The sequence below is a fragment of the Streptococcus mitis genome (assembly GCF_002096845.1).
Lineage (GTDB): Bacteria > Bacillota > Bacilli > Lactobacillales > Streptococcaceae > Streptococcus > Streptococcus mitis_A.
The window spans coordinates 107,444-128,643 of record NZ_NCVK01000018.1 but is presented as its reverse complement, the minus strand read 5'-3'; the positions used below and the strand labels follow the sequence as shown (position 1 = coordinate 128,643).

Here is a 21,200-nt window from a genome sequence, read left to right as displayed (position 1 = left end):
ACTGAAAATCATATTCTATAGAATGCCCAAATCTCCTCCAGTCCCGTTTTAAAGTGACTCAGGGGGCTTTTTTTGATATAATAAAAAGGACTGTTATCAGTTAGAAAGAGGTTGGTATGAAAGAATTACAAACTGTACTAAAGAACCGTTTTGCAATCGAATTTGCAGACAAAAATTTACTGGAGACTGCCTTTACTCATACGAGTTATGCCAATGAGCACCGCCTCTTAAAAATTTCACACAATGAGCGCTTGGAATTTTTAGGAGACGCTGTTCTACAGTTATTGATTTCAGAATATCTGTATAAAAAATATCCTAAAAAGCCTGAGGGTGACCTGTCTAAACTCCGTGCCATGATTGTCCGCGAGGAGAGTTTGGCTGGTTTTGCGCGTGATTGCCAGTTTGATCAGTTTATCAAACTTGGTAAGGGAGAAGAAAAATCTGGTGGTCGCAATCGTGACACCATTCTTGGTGACGCCTTTGAAGCCTTTCTTGGTGCCCTTCTTTTGGATAAGGATGTGGCCAAGGTCAAGGAATTTATCTATCAAGTCATGATTCCTAAGGTTGAAGCAGGCGAGTTTGAGATGATTACAGACTACAAAACCCATCTCCAAGAGTTACTTCAGGTCAATGGCGATGTGGCTATCCGTTATCAGGTGATTTCTGAAACGGGTCCTGCCCATGATAAGGTCTTTGATGTGGAAGTTCTTGTCGAAGGTAAGAGCATTGGTCAAGGTCAAGGTCGTTCTAAGAAACTAGCAGAGCAGGAAGCTGCCAAAAATGCCGTTGAGAAAGGGCTGGATTCATGTATTTAAAGGAAATTGAAATTCAGGGATTCAAGTCTTTTGCTGACAAGACCAAGGTCGTTTTTGATCAAGGTGTGACGGCAGTCGTTGGACCCAATGGATCTGGAAAGTCGAATATTACAGAAAGTTTGCGTTGGGCCTTGGGGGAATCAAGTGTTAAGAGTCTCCGTGGGGGCAAGATGCCAGATGTCATCTTTGCTGGAACTGAAAGTCGCAAACCGCTCAATTATGCTTCTGTAGTTGTGACTTTGGATAATCATGACAGATTTATCAAGGATGCTGGTCAAGAAATCAGGGTGGAACGCCATATCTATCGTAGTGGAGATAGCGAATACAAGATTGACGGCAAGAAAGTCCGTCTGCGTGATATTCATGACCTCTTTTTGGACACAGGTTTGGGACGAGATTCTTTCTCCATCATTTCCCAAGGGAAGGTTGAGGAGATTTTCAATTCCAAGCCTGAAGAACGTCGTGCTATTTTCGAAGAAGCTGCAGGAGTTTTGAAATACAAGACTCGCAGAAAAGAAACTGAGAGCAAGCTGCAGCAAACTCAAGATAATCTAGACCGCTTAGAGGACATTATCTACGAGTTGGACAATCAAATCAAGCCTCTTGAGAAGCAGGCTGAGAATGCCCGTAAGTTTCTAGACTTGGAAGGTCAACGTAAGACTATTTACTTGGATGTATTGGTTGCTCAAATCAAGGAAAATAAGGCTGAACTAGACTCTACAGAAGAAGAGTTGGCGCAGGTTCAGGAACTATTGACTAGTTATTACCAAAAACGTGAAGAGTTAGAAGAAGAAAATCAAACTCTTAAAAAGCAACGCCAAGATTTACAGGCTGAAATGGCCAAAGACCAAGGCAGTTTGATGGACTTGACCAGTCTGATTAGTGATTTAGAGAGAAAATTAGCCTTATCGAAATTAGAATCTGAGCAAGTAGCCCTGAATCAACAGGAAGCACAAGCCCGTTTGGCTGCTTTAGAGGATAAGAGAAAGTCTCTAAGTAAGGAAAAAGCTGAAAAAGAAGCGAATTTGGCACAGTTAGATGAAAATCTAGTCCAAAATAATAAAAAACTCAATCGATTAGAGGCTGAATTACTAGCTTTTTCAGATGATCCTGATCAGATGATTGAGCTATTACGTGAACGCTTTGTGGCGCTTTTACAGGAAGAAGCCGATGTTTCAAACCAGTTGACCCGTATCGAGAATGAGTTGGAAAATAGTCGTCAGCTTTCTCAAAAACAAGCAGATCAATTAGAAAAGCTGAAAGAACAGCTGGCTACAGTTAAAGAAAAGGCGAGTCAGCAAGAGGCTGAACTTGAAACTGCCAAGGAGCAGGTTCAGAAATTATTGGCTGACTATCAAGCTATTGCCAAGGACCAAGAGGAGCAGAAAACTTCCTATCAAGGTCAACAAAGTCAACTCTTTGACCGTCTGGATAATCTCAAAAACAAGCAGGCCAGAGCTCAGAGTTTGGAAAATATCCTGAGAAATCATAGTAACTTTTATGCAGGTGTTAAGAGTGTTCTCCAAGAAAAAGACCGTCTTGGTGGGATTATTGGTGCAGTCAGTGAGCACCTGACTTTTGATGTGCATTATCAAACTGCCCTAGAAATTGCGCTTGGAGCCAGCAGTCAGCATATCATCGTAGAAGATGAAGAGTCGGCAACCAAGGCGATTGATTTTCTCAAACGAAACAGAGCAGGTCGTGCAACCTTCCTTCCTTTGACAACAATCAAGGCTCGTACGATTTCTAGCCAGAACCAAGATGCTATTGCTGCAAGTCCGGGATTTTTGGGCATGGCAGATGAGTTAGTTACTTTCGATACTAGACTGGAAGCCATTTTCAAGAACTTGCTAGCCACGACAGCGATTTTTGATACAGTAGAACATGCGCGTGCAGCTGCTCGCCAGGTTCGTTATCAGGTTCGTATGGTCACTTTGGACGGCACAGAGTTGCGCACAGGTGGTTCTTATGCAGGTGGTGCCAATCGCCAGAATAACAGCATTTTCATCAAGCCAGAACTGGAACAATTGCAAAAAGAAATTGCTGAAGAAGAAGCAAGCTTGCGTTCTGAAGAAGCGAGTTTGAAGACCTTGCAAGAGGAGATGGCTAGATTGACAGAAAGATTAGAAGCTATTAAATCTCAAGGAGAGCAGGCACGTATTCAAGAGCAAGGCTTGTCCCTCGCTTATCAGCAGACCAGTCAGCAAGTTGAAGAACTGGAAACTCTTTGGAAACTCCAAGAAGAGGAATTAAATCGTCTTTCTGAGGGAGATTGGCAAGCAGATAAGGAAAAATGCCAAGAGCGTCTTGCTACAATCGCCAGTGACAAGCAAAATCTGGAAGCTGAGATTGAAGAGATTAAGTCTAACAAAAACGCCATCCAAGAACGCTATCAAAACTTGCAGGAAGAGGTAGCGCAAGCTCGTTTGGTTAAGACAGAACTGCAAGGGCAAAAACGTTATGAAGTATCTGATATTGAGCGCTTAGGCAAGGAATTGGACAATTTAGATATCGAGCAAGAGGAAATCCAGCGCCTTCTTCAAGAAAAGGTTGACAATCTTGAGAAAGTTGATACGGATTTGCTCAGTCAGCAGGCCGAAGAAGCTAAAATGAAAAAAACAAATCTTCAACAAGGTTTGATTCGCAAGCAGTTTGAATTAGATGATATTGAAGGACAGCTGGATGATATTTCCAGTCATTTGGACCAGGCACGTCAGCAGAATGAAGAGTGGATTCGCAAGCAAACACGTGCTGAAGCTAAGAAAGAAAAGGTCAGCGAGCGCTTACGCCATTTACAAAGCCAATTAACAGACCAGTATCAGATTAGCTATACTGAAGCTCTAGAAAAAGCACATGAGTTGGAAAATCTCAATCTGGCGGAGCAAGAGGTGCAGGAATTAGAGAAGGCTATTCGCTCACTGGGTCCTGTCAATTTGGATGCTATTGAACAGTACGAAGAAGTTCACAGTCGTCTGGATTTCCTCAATAGTCAGCGAGATGACATTTTATCAGCGAAAAACTTGCTGCTTGAAACCATTACAGAGATGAATGATGAGGTCAAGGAACGCTTTAAATCAACCTTTGAAGCTATTCGTGAATCCTTTAAAGTGACCTTCAAGCAGATGTTTGGTGGAGGTCAAGCAGACCTGATTTTGACTGAGGGAGACTTGCTGACAGCTGGGGTTGAGATTTCAGTCCAACCACCAGGTAAGAAAATTCAGTCGCTTAACCTCATGAGTGGTGGTGAAAAAGCCTTATCAGCTCTTGCTTTGCTCTTCTCTATCATTCGAGTTAAGACTATCCCGTTTGTTATCTTGGATGAGGTAGAGGCTGCACTGGATGAAGCTAATGTTAAGCGTTTTGGGGATTACCTCAACCGCTTTGACAAGGACAGCCAGTTTATCGTCGTAACCCACCGTAAGGGAACCATGGCGGCGGCTGATTCTATCTATGGAGTGACTATGCAAGAATCAGGTGTCTCAAAAATTGTTTCAGTTAAGTTAAAAGATTTAGAAAGTATTGAAGGATGACAATTAAACTAGTAGCAACAGATATGGACGGAACCTTCCTAGATGGGAATGGGCACTTTGATATGGACCGCCTTAAGTCTCTCTTGGTTTCCTACAAGGAAAAAGGGATTTACTTTGCGGTGGCTTCGGGGCGTGGATTTCTGTCTTTAGAAAAATTATTTGCTGATGTTCGAGATGATATTATTTTCATTGCGGAAAATGGCAGTTTGGTAGAATATCGAGGTCAGGACTTGTATGAAGCGACCATGTCTCGTGATTTTTATTTGACGACTTTTGAAAAGCTGAAAACGTCACCTTATGTAGATATAAATAAACTGCTCTTGACGGGCAAAAAAGGATCTTATGTGCTAGATACGGTTGATAAGACCTATTTGAAAGTGAGTCAGCACTATAATGAAAATATCCAAAAAGTAGCGAGTTTGGAAGATATCACAGATGACATTTTCAAATTTACAACCAACTTCACAGAAGAAACGCTAGAAGCTGGAGAAGCTTGGGTTAATGAACATGTTCCTGGTGTCAAGGCCATGACAACTGGTTTTGAATCCATTGATATTGTTCTGGACTATGTCGATAAGGGAGTGGCCATTGTTGAATTAGCTAAAAAACTTGGTATCACAATGGATCAGGTTCTGGCTTTTGGAGACAATCTAAATGACTTGCATATGATGCAGGTTGTGGGACATCCTGTGGCTCCTGAAAATGCACGACCAGAGATTTTAGAATTAGCAGAGACTGTGATTGGTCACCATAAGAACCAGTCGGTTATAGCTTATATGGAGGGCTTATAATGGCAGATATAAAATTGATTGCATTGGACTTGGATGGGACCTTGCTGACTACTGATAAAAGGCTGACGGATCGCACCAAGGCAACCTTGAAAGCTGCGCGTGATCGTGGTATCAAGGTCGTATTGACAACTGGTCGCCCTTTAAAAGCTATGGCTTTCTTTCTCCATGAGCTAGGGACTGACGGCCACGAAGATGAGTATACGATTACTTTTAATGGTGGTTTGGTTCAGAAAAATACAGGTGAAATCCTTGATAAGACAGTCTTTTCATATGATGATGTAGCACGCTTGTATGAGGAAACAGAGAAATTATCACTGCCTCTTGACGCCATCTCAGAAGGAACTGTTTATCAAATCCAATCTGACCAAGAAAGTCTTTATGCCAAATTCAATCCAGCTTTGACCTTTGTTCCAGTGGACTTTGCAGACTTGTCTAGTCAAATGACTTACAATAAATGTGTGACTGCCTTTGCTCAAGAACCCTTGGATGCAGCTATTCAGAAGATTTCTCCAGAATTGTTTGACCAATATGAAATCTTTAAATCACGTGAAATGTTGCTAGAGTGGTCACCAAAGAATGTTCATAAAGCAACAGGTTTAGCAAAACTAATCAGCCATCTTGGAATCGACCAAAGCCAAGTCATGGCTTGTGGTGACGAGGCCAATGACCTCTCTATGATTGAATGGGCAGGGCTCGGTGTTGCCATGCAAAACGCTGTTCCTGAAGTCAAGGCAGTCGCAAATGTGGTAACTCCAATGACCAATGATGAGGAAGCTGTCGCCTGGGCTATCGAAGAATATGTGCTAAAGGAGAACTAAGATATGGGATTGTTTGACCGTCTATTCGGAAAAAAAGAAGAACCTAAAATCGAAGAAGTTGTAAAAGAAGCTCTGGAAAATCTTGATTTGTCTGAAGACACTGAACCTGCCCTTACAGAAGCTGAGGAAGTTTCTCAAGAAGAAGCAGAAATTGAAAGTTCTGAAGAAGTTGCGCTCCAAGAAGAGGAAATCCAAGACACAGTTGAAGAAAATAAGGATTCAGAGCCAGCTGTAGAAGTTCAACAAGAAGAAATAGAAGAATTGCCAAACTCACAAGAAGTCCCAGAGGAAGAGAATCCTGAGCTTGAAGAGATTGCAAACGAAAATAATTCTGAAGTTCTTGAAGCAGAAAAGTCTCAAGCAGAAGAAAGTGTTCAGGAAAAATATGACCGCAGTCTCAAGAAAACTCGTACAGACTTCGGAGCTCGCTTGAATGCCTTCTTTGCTAATTTCCGTTCTGTTGACGAGGAATTCTTCGAGGAACTGGAAGAGTTGCTGATCATGAGTGACGTTGGTGTACAGGTCGCTTCTAACTTAACAGAGGAGTTACGCTACGAAGCCAAGCTTGAAAACGCCAAGAAACCTGACGCACTTCGTCGTGTCATCATTGAGAAATTGGTTGAGCTTTATGAAAAGGATGGCAACTACAATGAAAATATCCACTTCCAAGAGGGATTGACAGTTATGCTCTTTGTTGGGGTTAATGGTGTTGGGAAAACAACCTCTATCGGGAAACTAGCCCACCGCTACAAACAAGCTGGTAAGAAGATCATGTTGGTTGCGGCAGATACCTTCCGTGCAGGAGCAGTAGCCCAGCTTGCTGAATGGGGCCGTCGTGTTGACGTTCCAGTTGTGACTGGACCTGAAAAAGCTGACCCAGCTAGTGTAGTCTTTGATGGAATGGAACGTGCCGTGTCTGAAGGTATCGATATTCTCATGATTGATACTGCTGGTCGTTTGCAAAACAAAGAAAACTTAATGGCAGAATTGGAAAAGATTGGTCGCATCATCAAACGTGTGGTGCCAGAAGCACCGCATGAAACCTTCTTGGCTCTTGATGCATCAACAGGTCAAAATGCCCTGGTACAGGCCAAAGAATTTTCAAAAATCACTCCTTTAACAGGAATTGTCTTGACTAAGATTGACGGAACTGCTCGAGGTGGTGTTGTTTTAGCCATCCGTGAAGAACTTAATATTCCTGTAAAATTGATTGGTTTTGGTGAAAAAATCGATGATATTGGAGAATTTAACTCAGAAAACTTTATGAAAGGTCTCTTGGAAGGCTTAATCTAATCAGAAGCAAAAATCCTGCAAGGTTATCTTGCAGGAAATTTTTTATTCTAGTCTACCATCTTGACGATAGGCGATATCTGGTTGCCAAGTCCATTTGGCACCGAATTTTTCAAGTAAGTCAAAGCTTGCTTGAGGTCCCATGCTTCCAGCTTTATAGTCATGAAGTGGGGCACCATTTTCAGCCCAGAGTTCTTCGATACGGTCAATCAATTTCCATGACGCACCAACTTCATCCCAGTGGCTAAAGTTAGTTGAGTTGTTGTTTAGGACATCATAAATTAATTTTTCGTATGGTTCTGGAGAAGCACCAGTTGCTGTCGCATCTGTACGGTAATCCAGTGAGTTCGGAGCTAAGTTAAATTCTTCTCCTACTTGCTTTCCATTTAGGCTAAGAGAGAAGCCTTCTGTTGGTTGGATATAGATGGTCAAAATGTTTGGAGCAAGTGGTTCTCCAAAGATAGAATCCATTTGTTTAAAGACGATGTTGACATGAGTTCCTTTTTCAGTCAGTCGTTTACCAGTACGGAAGAAGAATGGAACACCACTGAAGCGATCGCTGTTTACAAAGAAGGCACCAGATGCAAAGGTTTCTGTTGTAGATTCTGGATTGACATTTGGCTCGCTACGATAAGAGATATATTTCATACCATCAATCTTACCAGAGCGGTATTGACCACGGATAAAGTGTTCTTTAAGCTCTTCATCAGTTGGATGATAGAGGTTTTTAAAGACCTTAATCTTTTCAGCACGAATTTCATCTTTTGTGAAGCTTGCTGGTTTGTCCATGGCAAGGAGAGAAAGCAGTTGTAGTGTATGGTTTTGTACCATGTCGCGGAGGGCACCAGATTGGTCATAGTAGCCACCACGTTCTTCTACACCCAAGCGCTCCGCAAAGGTAATTTGAACATTGTCGATAAAGTCCTTGTTCCAAACGTTTTCAAAAATCAAGTTTGCAAAGCGGACTGCAAAGATGCTTTGGATCATTTCCTTACCAAGATAATGGTCAATACGGAAAATTTGTTCTTCGTCAAATGTTGCTAGGAGCTCGTCATTCAACTTGCTTGCAGTTGCGTAATCTGTACCAAATGGTTTTTCAACGATTAAGCGTTCAAAACCTTTACCATCCACAATGTTTTCAGACTTGAGGTGTTTTGCGATAGTTCCAAAGAACTGAGGTGCCATAGACAAGAAGAAGAGCTTGTTGTGTTCAGCTTGGTACTTGTCATTTAGTTCAGCCTGCAATTGACGTAGAGCAATGTAGTGTTCTGTATCATTGACATCATGACTTTGATAGTAGAAGTGGCTAGCGAACTCTTGAGCCTGTTCGGTACTATCTGCCAAATCAAGGATGGATTCGACTACAACAGATTCAAAATATTCCTTGCTCCAAGGACGACGAGCAGTTCCAATGACTGCAAAGTGCTTGGAAAGATTGCCGGATTTATATAGTCTAAATAGGGAAGGGTAGAGCTTGCGTTTAGCCAGGTCTCCACTCGCACCGAAAATTGTAACAATAACCTTAGATGACATCTAGCTACCTAATTTCTATTTTTATTCCTAGTCTTGCTAGGTATGAGGAAACCTCATTTCATAAACTTAATTCTAACATAATTTTCCTAAAAATCAAAAAATCCAATACGAGATAGAAAAAAACTGCAAGGAAATCCTTACAGTTTGAGTATTAGACGTTTAAGACCTTGTCCAAGAAATCTTTCAGACGAGGGTGCTGAGGGTTATCAAAGATTTGGTCAGGTGTTCCGTCTTCTAGGAACTCGCCATCTGCAGTAAAGATAACACGGTTGGCAACCTGACGAGCAAATCCCATCTCATGGGTCACGATAATCATGGTCATGCCTTGTTCAGCCAATTCCTTCATAACGTTTAGTACGTCTCCGACCATTTCAGGGTCAAGGGCAGAAGTTGGTTCATCAAAGAGCATGATGTCTGGATTCATTGCTAGTCCACGAGCGATGGCCACACGTTGTTTTTGACCACCTGATAGGCTATCTGGGTTGGCATTAGCTTTATCTGCTAGTCCAACCTTTTCAAGCAACTCCATTCCCAATTTCTCAGCCTCTTCCTTAGTCATCAACTTGTGCTCAATAGGAGCAAAGGTGATGTTGTCCAAAACAGACATGTGTGGGAAGAGATTGAAGTGTTGGAACACCATCCCGATATTTTCACGGACGTGGTCAACGTTAGTTGTTTTTTCAGTTAAGTCATAACCGTTCACAGTGATGTGACCGCTCGTAACTTCTTCTAGAAGATTAAGGCTACGAAGGAAGGTTGACTTACCAGAACCTGAAGGACCGATGATACAAACAACATCTCCTTCATAGAACTTGGTCGTAATTCCTTTTAAAACTTCATTTTTTCCGTAGCTTTTGTGTAAATCATTTACATCAATTTTTAATTTTGCCATTAACGAATCCTCTTTTCTAAGCGTTTCGCTAGTTTAGTCAAAAGTGTGATAATTACAAGATAGAAGATAGCAAGGATTGCATACATCTTGAAACTTTGGTAGTTACGGGCAATGATAATCTTACCAGTTTGGAAGAGTTCAACCAAACCAATAGCAGATACGATAGTTGTATCTTTAAGAGCGATAACGAATTGGTTGACAAAGTTTGGCAACATCAATTTAGTTGCTTGTGGCAAGATAATCTTGCGCATGGTTTTTCCATAAGAAATACCCAAGCTTCGGCTGGCTTCCATTTGACCAACAGGAACGGCCTGAATACCACCACGAACGATTTCAGCGATATAAGCCGCTGCATTGAGTGAGAGGGCAATAGTACCAGCTACGAAGTCGTTAATTGGGCTTTGTTGGCCTGTGATAGACTCGATGAAGTTTGGAATTCCCCAGAAGATGAAGGCTGCAAGAATCATCAATGGAATACCACGAATAACGTCAACGAAAATCTCAGAGATGATGCGAAGAGATTTGTATGGGCTAACGCTAAACATACCGAAGATAATCCCGATAACAATGGCAATAGCAAATGAGATAAGAGCTAGAGCAAGAGTGATACCAAGTCCGCTAAGGAGTTGGTTGTAGTTGTTTTGAAGCAAGCCCCAGATAGTTGTTTCATCAACCGTGCTTGTTGAAGTAGATGATGATTCGCTAGCTAGGTATTTGTCAAGAATCTTTTGGAATTCTCCGTTTGCTTTAAGGTTTGCAAGTCCGTTGTTGAACATTTCAATCAATTCTGGATTTGCTCCTTTTTTAACGGCAAAGGCTGTTTCACCGATTGGAGTTCCAGCGATTGGAGTTTTCAATTTTTGACCTTGGCTGATAGAATATTTGAGAACAGGTTCATCATCCATAACGGCATCAATGGCACCAGTGTTTAAACTGTCATACATTGAAGAACCATCAGCGAAGGTTTTGATTTTATAGCCGTATTTGCTTTGATTTTCTGTTAGGAAGGTTTGAGAAGCAGTTCCGTTTTTAACACCAACTGTCTTCCCTTTCAAATCTTCATAAGAAGTAATGGTACTTGATTCTTTGACACCAAGGATAGTATTAGCAGTGTAGTAGGATTCTGAGAAGTCAAAAGTTGCCTTACGAGCATCTGTAACAGACATACCAGCAATGATACCATCAGCTTGTCCAGCTTGAACAGCACTGATAGCGGCATCGAAACCAGGGTTGATGATTTCAATTTCAAAACCTTGGTCTTTAGCGATTGCCTTAATCAATTCCATATCAATACCAGTAAATTGGTTGCTTGAATTTTGGAAAACAAAAGGTGCAAAAGAAGAATCACTTGCAATAATGTATTTAGCTTTAACAGGAATGGCTTTTAATCCTGCTAGAGTAGTTGTAGTTGGCACTGCTGAAGATGATGAAGCAGTCCATTTCTTGATGATTTTATCAAGGCTACCATCTTTTTTCATTTCAGCCAAGGCTTGGTTAAATTCAGTAACTAGGTGCTCGTATTTGCTTCCTTTTTTAACACCGAAAGCAAAGCTACCTACAGCTTCCCCATCCATTTCAATATGAAGGTCTTGCCCTTGGTTAATGGCATACTCGATAACAGGTTTGTCATCCATCATGGCATCGATGGCACCAGCACTCAAGCTGTTGTTCATCAAATCACTAGTGTCAAATGTTTTAATAGTAAAGCCGTATTTATCTTTAATCGTTTCTAGGAAACGTTGAGCGGCTGTTCCGTTTTTAACACCAACAGTTTTGCCAGACAATTGGTCGTACTTGCTAATCTTGTGTGCCTTTGTAGTTGCAATGACAACTTTTGTATCATAGTAAGTATCAGACATGGTGAAGACTTTTTCACGTTCTTTAGTCTTTGTCATCCCTGCCATGATAGCGTCAGCTTGACCAGCTTGAACCGCATTGACCGCTGCGTCAAATCCAGGATAGGACATCTGAATGTTCCACCCTTTAATCTCAGCGACTTTGTTGATAATGTCAACATCAATTCCTTTATAAGTTTGATCTGAATCTTTAAACTCAAAAGGTGCATAGGCGGTATCAGAAACAATCTTAATCGTTTCAGCTTTGGCAATACCTAATGAGAAAATTGGGAATAAAATTAGCAAAAATGCTAGAAATTTTTTCTTCATTTTTAGTCTCCTTTTCCGAATATTTTCCCATTATATCAGAAAAATTAAAAAAAGGCAAATTTTTATATTTTTGTGTCAGAAAATATAACATTGGTTTTTCCTTTTCTTTCTTGAATTGCTATTAAAAAGTGCTATAATAATAGTATATATAGAAGAAAAGAGGACGAGGATATGAAGAACAAAAGAATATTTAAAGACTTCCAAGCTTCAAAAATGAGTTTAAACATTTACACAAGCCCCTTGTTAGCCTTTGCTTTTGTCTTCATAGGAGAGTTTGTGGCTTATACTCTGTATGGTATTAGTTTCTTAGCTCTCATCGGACTTGCTAGAAATTTTGGAGAGGCTGGTCAAAATCTTGCAACCTACTTGCAGACCTTGCATCAGAGCTTGACGGATAAAACAGGTGATTTTCGTTTAATTTTAGAATTGCTGGCCTTTGGTTTTATTCTCAACACTGTGTTCAGATGGACTAGAAAAGTTGAGAAAAGACCTATTCGAACCTTGGGATTTTATAGAGAAAATTTCCTCAGTAATCTCCTTAAGGGATTTGGGCTAGGTCTGGCACTTTTTCTTCTTACTTTGTTAGGTTTAGTGGCCTTGGGGCAATATCGTTTGGAGTCCATTCACTTGAATCCGTATTCGCTTGCCTTTGTTGTCTTTACTATCCCATTTTGGATTTTACAGGGAACAGCAGAAGAAGTGGTGTCCCGTGCATGGCTCCTTCCTCAGTTGGCTTCAAGAACCAATTTAAAACTTGCTGTTGTCATATCTAGCGTACTTTTTACCCTGCTTCATGTGGGAAATTCTGGTCTAACACCACTATCTCTAGTGAATCTCTTCTTATTCGGAGTTGCCATGTCACTTTACCTCCTCAAAACCGATACAGTTTGGGGTGTTGCAGGTATTCATGGGGCTTGGAATTTTGCTCAAGGAAATTTATTTGGGATTTTAGTTAGTGGTCAGCCGTCGGGAACATCGCTAATGACCTTTTTACCACAAGGCGATCAAGGCTGGCTATCAGGTGGCTCTTTTGGGATAGAAGGATCTATCATGACAAGTCTGGTCTTGCTACTGCTGATTGTCTATCTCGCTTACCAATTTAAGAAAGAAAATGAAAGGATGTGACTTCGGTCTGTCCTTTTCTTCGTGAAAATGCTACAAGTATGCTAAAATAGGAATAGCACATCGAAAGAGGATTCTTATGATCAATCGCATTACAGATAATCAATTTAAACTAGTATCAAAATATCAACCATCAGGAGACCAACCTCAAGCTATTGAGCAGTTGGTTGATAATATCGAGGGTGGAGAAAAAGCTCAGATTCTGATGGGGGCGACTGGAACAGGGAAGACCTATACCATGAGTCAGGTTATTTCCAAAGCCAATAAACCAACTCTGGTCATCGCCCACAATAAGACTCTGGCAGGACAGCTCTATGGGGAGTTTAAAGAATTTTTCCCTGAAAATGCTGTTGAGTACTTCGTATCCTACTATGACTATTACCAGCCAGAAGCCTATGTACCTTCTAGCGATACCTATATTGAGAAGGATAGTTCTGTCAATGACGAGATTGACAAGCTTCGTCACTCAGCGACTTCGGCTCTTCTGGAGCGTAATGATGTTATTGTCGTGGCCTCAGTCTCTTGTATCTATGGTTTGGGTTCGCCCAAGGAATACGCTGATAGTGTCGTGAGTCTACGTCCAGGTCTTGAAATTTCTCGTGATAAACTCTTAAATGACTTGGTCGATATCCAGTTTGAACGTAATGATATTGATTTCCAACGGGGAAGATTTCGTGTGCGTGGAGATGTGGTGGAGATTTTCCCAGCTTCCCGTGATGAACACGCCTTTCGAGTAGAATTCTTTGGAGACGAAATTGACCGTATTCGTGAGGTTGAAGCTTTGACAGGTCAGGTCTTGGGAGAAGTGGATCATTTGGCGATTTTCCCAGCTACTCACTTTGTGACCAATGACGACCATATGGAAGTTGCCATTGCCAAGATTCAAGCAGAATTAGAAGAGCAACTAGCTGTCTTTGAAAAGGAAGGCAAATTGCTTGAAGCCCAACGTTTGAAACAGCGGACAGAGTATGATATTGAGATGTTGCGTGAGATGGGCTATACCAACGGGGTTGAAAACTATTCACGTCACATGGATGGACGTAGCGAAGGTGAGCCTCCTTATACGCTTCTTGACTTTTTCCCAGATGATTTCTTGATTATGATTGATGAAAGTCACATGACCATGGGACAAATCAAGGGCATGTACAATGGAGACCGTTCTCGTAAGGAAATGCTGGTTAATTATGGTTTCCGTTTGCCATCAGCTTTGGACAATCGACCTTTACGTCGCGAAGAGTTTGAAAGCCATGTGCATCAGATTGTTTACGTTTCAGCGACACCTGGTGACTATGAAAATGAACAGACCGAGACAGTGATTGAGCAAATTATTCGTCCGACAGGTCTTTTGGATCCTGAGGTGGAAGTTCGTCCAACAATGGGACAGATTGATGATCTCTTAGGCGAAATTAATGCCCGTGTTGAAAAAAATGAGCGTACCTTTATCACAACCTTGACCAAGAAAATGGCAGAGGACTTGACCGACTACTTTAAGGAAATGGGGATCAAGGTCAAGTACATGCACTCTGATATCAAGACCTTGGAACGGACGGAGATTATCCGTGACCTGCGCTTGGGTGTCTTTGATGTCTTGGTCGGAATCAACCTCCTCCGTGAAGGAATTGACGTTCCTGAAGTGAGTCTCGTAGCCATTCTTGATGCTGACAAGGAAGGTTTCCTTCGTAATGAACGTGGTCTTATCCAGACCATTGGTCGTGCTGCTCGTAACAGTGAAGGGCATGTCATCATGTATGCGGACACTGTGACTCAGTCTATGCAACGTGCCATTGATGAAACGGCCCGTCGTCGTAAAATCCAGATGGCTTATAATGAAGAACATGGTATTGTACCTCAGACAATCAAGAAGGAAATCCGTGACCTGATTGCTGTGACCAAGGCAGTTGCTAAGGAAGAAGACAAGGAAGTTGACATCAATAGCCTCAACAAACAAGAGCGCAAAGAGCTTGTCAAGAAACTTGAAAAACAAATGCAAGAAGCCGTCGAAGTGCTTGACTTTGAACTCGCAGCTCAGATACGTGATATGATGCTGGAAGTCAAGGCGTTGGATTAGGAATTAAACTAAATTTTTTAAGGTTGAATAAAGTTTATAAGAAATTATAGTATATGTTGTTATAATTTGTGAGGTAGAGGTGTGGGAACAAAACTAAATAATTTATTTTTATGGTGCAATGAAAAGTATATTATAACAATGAGATGGTGGTTGGTTTTATCGGGTATAATCTTTTTAAGTTTGATTGATGCAACTAGAAAAATTGTTAAGAATGTAATATCATATTTGAATGTACTATTTCCTTTGTGGCATTTTGAGTATAAAATCATAGCTGTTTTTTTATTAAATTTTATATTCGTATTATGGTTAGGTACTACAATTTTTGTAATGATTCTTAAATTATATTTGTTTATATATAGTTTTTGTACAAAAAACAAGAAAGAAGTTCCACAAGAACTTGTATATAAGATTAATAAAACTCGTGCAAAAAATTTATGGATTATTGGACCGTGGGGGTCGGGCAAAACTAAATTAATAAAAGAATCATTACTTGCATTAAAAAAGAAATACTTTTATGTTTCTCTTTTTGGTCTTAACAATCGTTCAGATATTATTAAAGAAATAAATACACAAGTGGTTCAAGATTCTATTCTCTCCAATCTAATAAATATTCCAGTAATTGGTAGCTTATTTGGTTGGATAATTTCTCAGGATGGGTTGCAGATTTTGAAACGATTTCAAGATAGAATATTAGTGTTAGATGACTTTGAGAGAGTTGGGGGGATTAAAGATGATGATATTAATATAAAAGACTATTCAATTTATAATGAGGCATTAGGTGTTATTGACTATATTGAACAAGAAATTGGAATGAAAGTGATTGTCATTACCTCGAATGATGGAATTATAAAATTATTTGATGAAGTAATTGTTCCAAAATTTTACCCAATAAAATATGATGTTGGATTCAGTAAAGAAAGTATCAAGTCTATTGCTAAATCATATTTATCAAATAATAAACAATCAGAGCAACTTTCCGAAATATTTTATATTCTTTGGTCTAAACGAATTGATAATGAAAAGAATAATGAATATCTAAATAATAACTATCGTCCTATAATTAATGATTTAATATATTTGAGTCAAATACGAGATAGTAAAACAATTAAATCAATAATGTTAAGTTCATATTTTAGTGATTTAAAATTTGATTTAAAAACTGGAAATTCCATTAATTATGAAATTGCTAAACTGTTAGCCATGAATGATCAAAACAAAAAGGTTAAAAAATATTTGAACAATCAGATTATTGAGTTACTTACTGAAGATGATGATTTAACAGTTTCAGAAATACAAAACTTCGATTCTCAAGAAAAAAGTTTAGAATTTGATAAACAAATTCTAGTAGCAAAAATTTATTGGAATGGACGCATAGATAACGAATTTGTTTATGATATAAATCAGACTGATATCAAAATTTTATTTCAAAAAGAGCCACAAATTCTAGTAGGGAACAAACTATTAGCTCAAATTATTACTAATTATTACCTGTCTAAGAGTGATGAACAAAATTTTAAACTGCTAGATACAATAAAAAACCAACGTAAACTCTATAGAATGTGGAAAAAAGTTTTAATAAAAGATGTCATAAAGAAATATAATAATGGGAAAAGGAATTTTCTGACTAGTAATCAATTTCAAAGATTAGTTGAATATCTTCAAAGTCTTGATACTCCTTTTTTTGATGATAAAATTTTTCTTACTTTGATTGATTCCATTTGTAACGATAATCTAAATAGTTTACTTGAGAATGAAGAAACTTTTTTGAGTGGTCTATTAGTTAATTATATTAAACTTAAACAACCAGAATATGAATTTAATAAAAATAGAATACCATTTTATCTTTTAGAAAATTTCATTAAATATGAATATCCCAAATTGAGTTTACCAATATCAGATATACGAAATAAAATTTCTTTAAACTATGTTTCGGAGTTTTCAAGTTCAATGGAAAAGAGGAGGAATCTTCGGCAAGAAATATTTGAATCAATCTTATACAACATGCAAAAAAATCCAAACAAGGATTATTCAAAACGGACTTTTTCCAATTCTATAAATGACTTAAAAATATACAAAGAGCATGCATATTTCTTTGTTATGGAGTTAGACCCCAAAGAATTAATTGGAGGTATTCAGATATTAGATTTACTCATAAAGTTCTTGTGCGCAGATAATCAAAGTTATATCCCTAAATTGTTGAGTATCTTAGAGAACGCTCTAATTGATGATAAAGGAGAAGAAGAGAATCTGAGGGGACCCAAAACCCCGATTTATGAAGAAGATGGTATTTTCTATGATTATATTGAAAATGTTTCCGCCCGATATAATAGATGGATAGATGAATTAAAAACATTAGAAAAAAATATTGTACCTATTTGATTTTTAAAATTGATATTTTAAAGAATCTATATCTAATATTGCACCACAGTTTTTCGGCTATATAGATATGTATACTCCTGTTCCTTATAAAGTAAAAAACAACGAAGATACATTTTAATAACTTAGAAAGCGAGTAAATTTATGTCCCGTTCCCAATTAACGATTTTAACAAATATCTGTCTGATTGAAGACCTCGAAACTCAGCGAGTGGTTATGCAGTACCGCGCTCCTGAAACCAATCGCTGGTCAGGTTATGCCTTTCCAGGAGGCCATGTAGAAAATGGCGAATCTTTAGCAGAGTCTGTCATTCGTGAAATCTATGAAGAAACAGGATTGACTATCCAAAATCCTCAACTTGTCGGCATTAAAAATTGGCCACTAGATACAGGTGGGCGCTATATTGTCATTTGTTATAAGGCGACTGAGTTCTCTGGTACCCTTCGCTCTTCAGATGAAGGAGAAGTTTCTTGGGTGCAAAAAGACCAGATTCCAAGCTTGGAACTGGCCTATGATATGTTACCCTTGATGGAGATGATGGAAGCTCCTGACAAATCTGAATTTTTCTACCCTCGCCGTACAGAAGACGATTGGGAAAAGAAAATCTTCTAGTCTTTTACTAAATAACCAAGTTTATCCAAGGCCTCCTCGATATAGTGGAGGTCTTGTTGTGTTTCAGCTTCGACTAGGTGGTAATGGATGCCATCTGTCAATTCAGACAGAGGTCTAAAATCAGAATGCTCGACTTGTTCTAAAAAATGTTGAACGCCTCGGCGGCAAGACAGTTTCAGCAAGGTTTCAATTTCTCCATAAACGGGATGGTCAATCAAAGTATTCTGGACACGCCCTCCATTATCGACGATAGCAAGGAGTTCTTGACCGATTTCTTCAACTTCATGTTTCACTTTAAAAAGTTTATGAACATAAGGGTTAGTATCAATTTGCTTATAGACGTAGCCACGATTGGTGGATAGGATAGGAGCACCATCGGCTCTCAAAATTGCAATGTCCTGTACAATGACCTGACGTGTGACATGAAAATGTTCAGCCAAACTTTGACCATTGAGGGCTTTAGGAGCTTCTTTCAAGACTTGGAGCAGGGCTTGTTTGCGATCTTTTGTCATAGTTTTTCCTCTTAACGGCGTTTTCGAAGCACTTTATAGACAGCTAGTGCTAATGTATAGTCTACCATACTATGTATAATTGTACCAAATCCAACTAGCACAAATAGAACATAAAACATATTTTCTACATTGGTACCAGAAGTTGCGTAAAAAAGGACACAGGCTAATACTTCAGCAAGGGCATGAACAACAGCCAAAACAAAGTTGAAAACCCAGGAAGATTTTGGTTTATCAAGGGTATCGGGGAATTTTTGTAGGTAAAGAGCTCCTAGGGTACCAAAAACGATATGAGAGAAAGCTCTAAAAACGATAACCATGGGATAACCAGCCATCAAAAATCCAAAACTAGAGGCGAGGATAACAAATATTGCCATCGAGGGCGATAAGAACATAGCGATAAAAATAGCGATGTGGCTTCCTAAAGTATAGGAAGCAGGTGGAATGACGATCTTGAAAGGCATAACAATTGGAATCAAAATCGCAATAGCCGTTAAGAGGGCAGTCATTGTCATAAATTGTGTCTTTTTCCGTGTGTTCATAAGAATCTCCTTTTTAACTGTATATACACTAGTATAGTACTATAAACAAGACAATAAAGCAAGGATTTACTTGGGTTTATAGGTCATTTTTAAGTTAATACTCTTCTAAAAACTTTTCAAACCACGTTAGCTTCCATTTGCAACCTCAAAATAGTATTTTGAGCTGACTGAAGCTAGCTTTCTAGTTTGCACTTTGATTTTTATTGAGTATAAATATTGGTAAAAATTTCACTAAAAAATAAAATATACAGAACAAAATCTCCACCTTCAAGCTTGAAAGCGGAGATTGTTTTTATTTCTTCAAGGTTTGTAGTCTTGGAACAATGGCTAGGGTTAGAACTGCGGAAATAACTAATTCAGCAATCGAATTCGTTGAGATAACAGTTGCTAGGAGTTTTTGGATATTACCATCAAAAACATTTCCAAAAAGGTAGAAAATTCCACCAAGTACAAAGACTGTGTTGGTAAGTGAACCAAGGGCACCAGCTAAAATCAGACCAGTTTTATTTTTCATCAGTTTATAGACCAGATAAGGAGTTAAACCAATCAAAATACGTGGGACGATAGCTATGATAGCTGAGTAGATGTTCCCATTTGGTACGAAGGGAGAGAAGAGGTAGCTTGTTGGTAGAATTGTAATCGTATTAACTGTCAAGCTAAGTAGTCCCATTAAAAATCCAAGTGTAACCCCAACTCGTGGACCGTAAATAATGCTGGCAATAATGACAGGAATATGAACGATAGTCGGTTTGATTGGGAATGGAAAAAGGTTAAAGATAAGCGAGCTCAGAAAGTGTATCACGAGCATGGTTGCAAAAAAGATAGCAATGGGTGCAATATTAGAGCGTTTTTTCATCGAGAGTTTCCTTTATTCTTTCTAAAATAATTGTGAGGTCGGCTAAAGCTCCTCGTCCGTGGTCTCCACAAGCTAGTAGGGATTCCTTAGGAGCAATCAGCTGATAGCCGTAGGTTTCTAATGTTTTTAGATTAGCCTGAGTTGCTGGATGGTCATACATTTTTGTATTCATAGCAGGAGCTATTAGTTTAGGAATATGACTGGGCAAGGCTAGAGCTGTACAAGTTACCATGTTGTCCGCAAAACCATGGGCTAGTTTTGCAATAGTGTTAGCAGTTGCAGGGGCCACGATAAATAAATCTGCTTTTTTGCCAAGTTCGATATGATTAACCTGATCGGGATAGGGTTCCTTCATGACATCTAAGTGGACAGGATTCTGTGAGAGTACCTGTAGTGTCAAAGGTTGGATAAACTCTGTAGCAGCTTGAGTCATTAAGACAGTGACATCATGGCCTTGTTTTTTTAGAGAACTGACTAAATCTGCCGACTTGTAAGAGGCGATTGAGCCCGTTACAGCCAAGAGAATGTTTGCCATAGTTTTCCTTTCTATGAATGATAGGCTTGAATTTTTTCAAGGAGGAGTTTTGCAATTTCTTCTTTAGTCTGGACTGTTTGAAGCTGATCTTTTTCAACAAAGATTGCACGATGCTGGTTTGCTGAGATTTGAGTCAGGTCATTTGCAATAATTAAGTCTGCTTGGTTCTTGATAAGACTTTTTCTGGCAATCTCGATGAGATAATCCTCAGAGACATCAACCAGCAGTTTGAAACCAATCAGATGAATATCAGGATTCCACTCCTTGACTAGGGATATGATTTTAGGTGTCTTTTTTAGGAACAAAACCTGAACCTCATCAGTTGAAGAAATCTTAGTTTGATGATTCTGCTTGTTTAAAAATTCTTCTAGATTGGAACTAGATTGAACTTCCTCAAACCCTGTCATATAGACAGGAGTGTAATCAGATACGGCCATTGAGTGAATCAAGACCTGATAATCCTGAACACGTTCTTGCATTTCCAGTAGAAGGTCCTTGGTATTGTTAATTTCTCGAATGCTTAGGTTGGGATGAGCTTCTGGCTTTAGAGCTCGTTTTGTTGTTATCAAACAAACTTCATGCCCTGCAGCAAGCAAAGTTTCTGTTATGATTTTCCCCAAGCGTCCTGTAGAATGGTTAGTGATAGAGCGGACGCTATCGATGGCTTCACTGGTACCGCCCGATGTAACTAAAATTTTCATAGCACTATTGTACACAAAAATAAACGGTAAGTAAAATGAAAGCGA

The 21,200-nt window shown here is 39.3% G+C and carries 17 protein-coding genes; 9 read left to right on the top strand and 8 right to left on the bottom strand.

Features of this window, described 5'->3' with window-relative positions; translation table 11 throughout:
- Window positions 1–116 precede the first annotated feature (116 nt).
- From rnc to ftsY, 5 genes are read left to right on the top strand one after another with little or no spacing between them, the layout of a single operon-like run.
- Window positions 117–815, top strand: coding sequence for a ribonuclease III (gene rnc, locus B7695_RS05630; protein ID WP_084890315.1), 699 nt, complete (start codon window positions 117–119; stop codon window positions 813–815).
- Window positions 806–4,345: a chromosome segregation protein SMC gene (smc, locus tag B7695_RS05625; protein WP_084890313.1), complete on the top strand. Its 3,540-nt coding sequence runs from the start codon at window positions 806–808 to the stop codon at window positions 4,343–4,345. Before rnc ends, smc begins: the two co-directional genes overlap by 10 nt.
- Window positions 4,342–5,136, top strand: a complete 795-nt coding sequence (locus tag B7695_RS05620) for a Cof-type HAD-IIB family hydrolase (RefSeq protein WP_084890310.1) — start codon at window positions 4,342–4,344, stop codon at window positions 5,134–5,136. The genes smc and B7695_RS05620 overlap by 4 nt, the downstream gene beginning before the upstream one ends.
- Window positions 5,136–5,954 (top strand): Cof-type HAD-IIB family hydrolase, encoded by an 819-nt coding sequence (locus tag B7695_RS05615; RefSeq protein WP_084890308.1) that lies wholly within the window; start codon window positions 5,136–5,138, stop codon window positions 5,952–5,954. The genes B7695_RS05620 and B7695_RS05615 overlap by 1 nt, the downstream gene beginning before the upstream one ends.
- Before the next feature lie 3 nt (window positions 5,955–5,957).
- Window positions 5,958–7,247 (top strand): signal recognition particle-docking protein FtsY, encoded by a 1,290-nt coding sequence (gene ftsY, locus B7695_RS05610; RefSeq protein ID WP_084890305.1) that lies wholly within the window; start codon window positions 5,958–5,960, stop codon window positions 7,245–7,247.
- A gap of 42 nt (window positions 7,248–7,289) precedes the next feature.
- On the opposite strand, the gene zwf is transcribed toward ftsY, so the two are convergent.
- The 3 genes from zwf to B7695_RS05595 all read right to left on the bottom strand — a co-directional run bounded on the left by zwf (window position 7,290) and on the right by B7695_RS05595 (window position 11,834).
- Window positions 7,290–8,777 (bottom strand): glucose-6-phosphate dehydrogenase, encoded by a 1,488-nt coding sequence (zwf, locus tag B7695_RS05605; protein WP_084890303.1) that lies wholly within the window; start codon window positions 8,775–8,777, stop codon window positions 7,290–7,292.
- Window positions 8,778–8,928: 151 nt separating this feature from the next.
- The gene (locus tag B7695_RS05600; protein ID WP_084887071.1) at window positions 8,929–9,669 is read right to left on the bottom strand and encodes an amino acid ABC transporter ATP-binding protein; all 741 of its coding nucleotides are present in this window, start codon (window positions 9,667–9,669) and stop codon (window positions 8,929–8,931) included.
- Complete coding sequence (locus B7695_RS05595; RefSeq protein ID WP_084890301.1) at window positions 9,669–11,834, bottom strand: ABC transporter substrate-binding protein/permease; 2,166 nt, start codon at window positions 11,832–11,834, stop codon at window positions 9,669–9,671. The genes B7695_RS05600 and B7695_RS05595 overlap by 1 nt, the downstream gene beginning before the upstream one ends.
- 171 nt (window positions 11,835–12,005) lie before the next feature.
- Here B7695_RS05595 and B7695_RS05590 point away from each other — a divergent pair, with 171 nt between their 5' ends.
- The 4 genes from B7695_RS05590 (at window position 12,006) to B7695_RS05575 (ending at window position 18,012) form a co-directional block, all read left to right on the top strand.
- Window positions 12,006–12,959 carry a CPBP family intramembrane glutamic endopeptidase gene (locus tag B7695_RS05590; protein WP_084890299.1) on the top strand — a complete coding sequence of 318 codons (954 nt, stop codon included), beginning with the start codon at window positions 12,006–12,008 and terminating at the stop codon, window positions 12,957–12,959.
- A 76-nt stretch (window positions 12,960–13,035) separates the two neighbouring features.
- Window positions 13,036–15,024 (top strand): excinuclease ABC subunit UvrB, encoded by a 1,989-nt coding sequence (gene uvrB / locus B7695_RS05585; RefSeq protein WP_084890296.1) that lies wholly within the window; start codon window positions 13,036–13,038, stop codon window positions 15,022–15,024.
- Window positions 15,025–15,105: 81 nt separating this feature from the next.
- The gene (locus B7695_RS05580) at window positions 15,106–17,403 is read left to right on the top strand and encodes a P-loop NTPase family protein (protein ID WP_142358865.1); all 2,298 of its coding nucleotides are present in this window, start codon (window positions 15,106–15,108) and stop codon (window positions 17,401–17,403) included.
- A gap of 141 nt (window positions 17,404–17,544) precedes the next feature.
- Window positions 17,545–18,012 (top strand): 8-oxo-dGTP diphosphatase, encoded by a 468-nt coding sequence (locus B7695_RS05575; protein WP_084890291.1) that lies wholly within the window; start codon window positions 17,545–17,547, stop codon window positions 18,010–18,012.
- On the opposite strand, the gene B7695_RS05570 is transcribed toward B7695_RS05575, so the two are convergent.
- From B7695_RS05570 to coaB, 5 genes are all read right to left on the bottom strand, one after another.
- Complete coding sequence (locus tag B7695_RS05570; protein ID WP_084890290.1) at window positions 18,009–18,524, bottom strand: transcription repressor NadR; 516 nt, start codon at window positions 18,522–18,524, stop codon at window positions 18,009–18,011. The genes B7695_RS05575 and B7695_RS05570 overlap by 4 nt on opposite strands.
- Window positions 18,525–18,535: 11 nt before the next feature.
- Window positions 18,536–19,063: an ECF transporter S component gene (locus tag B7695_RS05565; RefSeq protein ID WP_084890288.1), complete on the bottom strand. Its 528-nt coding sequence runs from the start codon at window positions 19,061–19,063 to the stop codon at window positions 18,536–18,538.
- 292 nt (window positions 19,064–19,355) lie between these two features.
- Window positions 19,356–19,919: an ECF transporter S component gene (locus tag B7695_RS05555; RefSeq protein WP_000747412.1), complete on the bottom strand. Its 564-nt coding sequence runs from the start codon at window positions 19,917–19,919 to the stop codon at window positions 19,356–19,358.
- The gene (coaC, locus tag B7695_RS05550; protein WP_084890286.1) at window positions 19,903–20,454 is read right to left on the bottom strand and encodes a phosphopantothenoylcysteine decarboxylase; all 552 of its coding nucleotides are present in this window, start codon (window positions 20,452–20,454) and stop codon (window positions 19,903–19,905) included. Before coaC ends, B7695_RS05555 begins: the two co-directional genes overlap by 17 nt.
- Window positions 20,455–20,465: 11 nt before the next feature.
- Window positions 20,466–21,155, bottom strand: coding sequence for a phosphopantothenate--cysteine ligase (gene coaB / locus B7695_RS05545; protein WP_084890283.1), 690 nt, complete (start codon window positions 21,153–21,155; stop codon window positions 20,466–20,468).
- Window positions 21,156–21,200 lie beyond the last annotated feature (45 nt).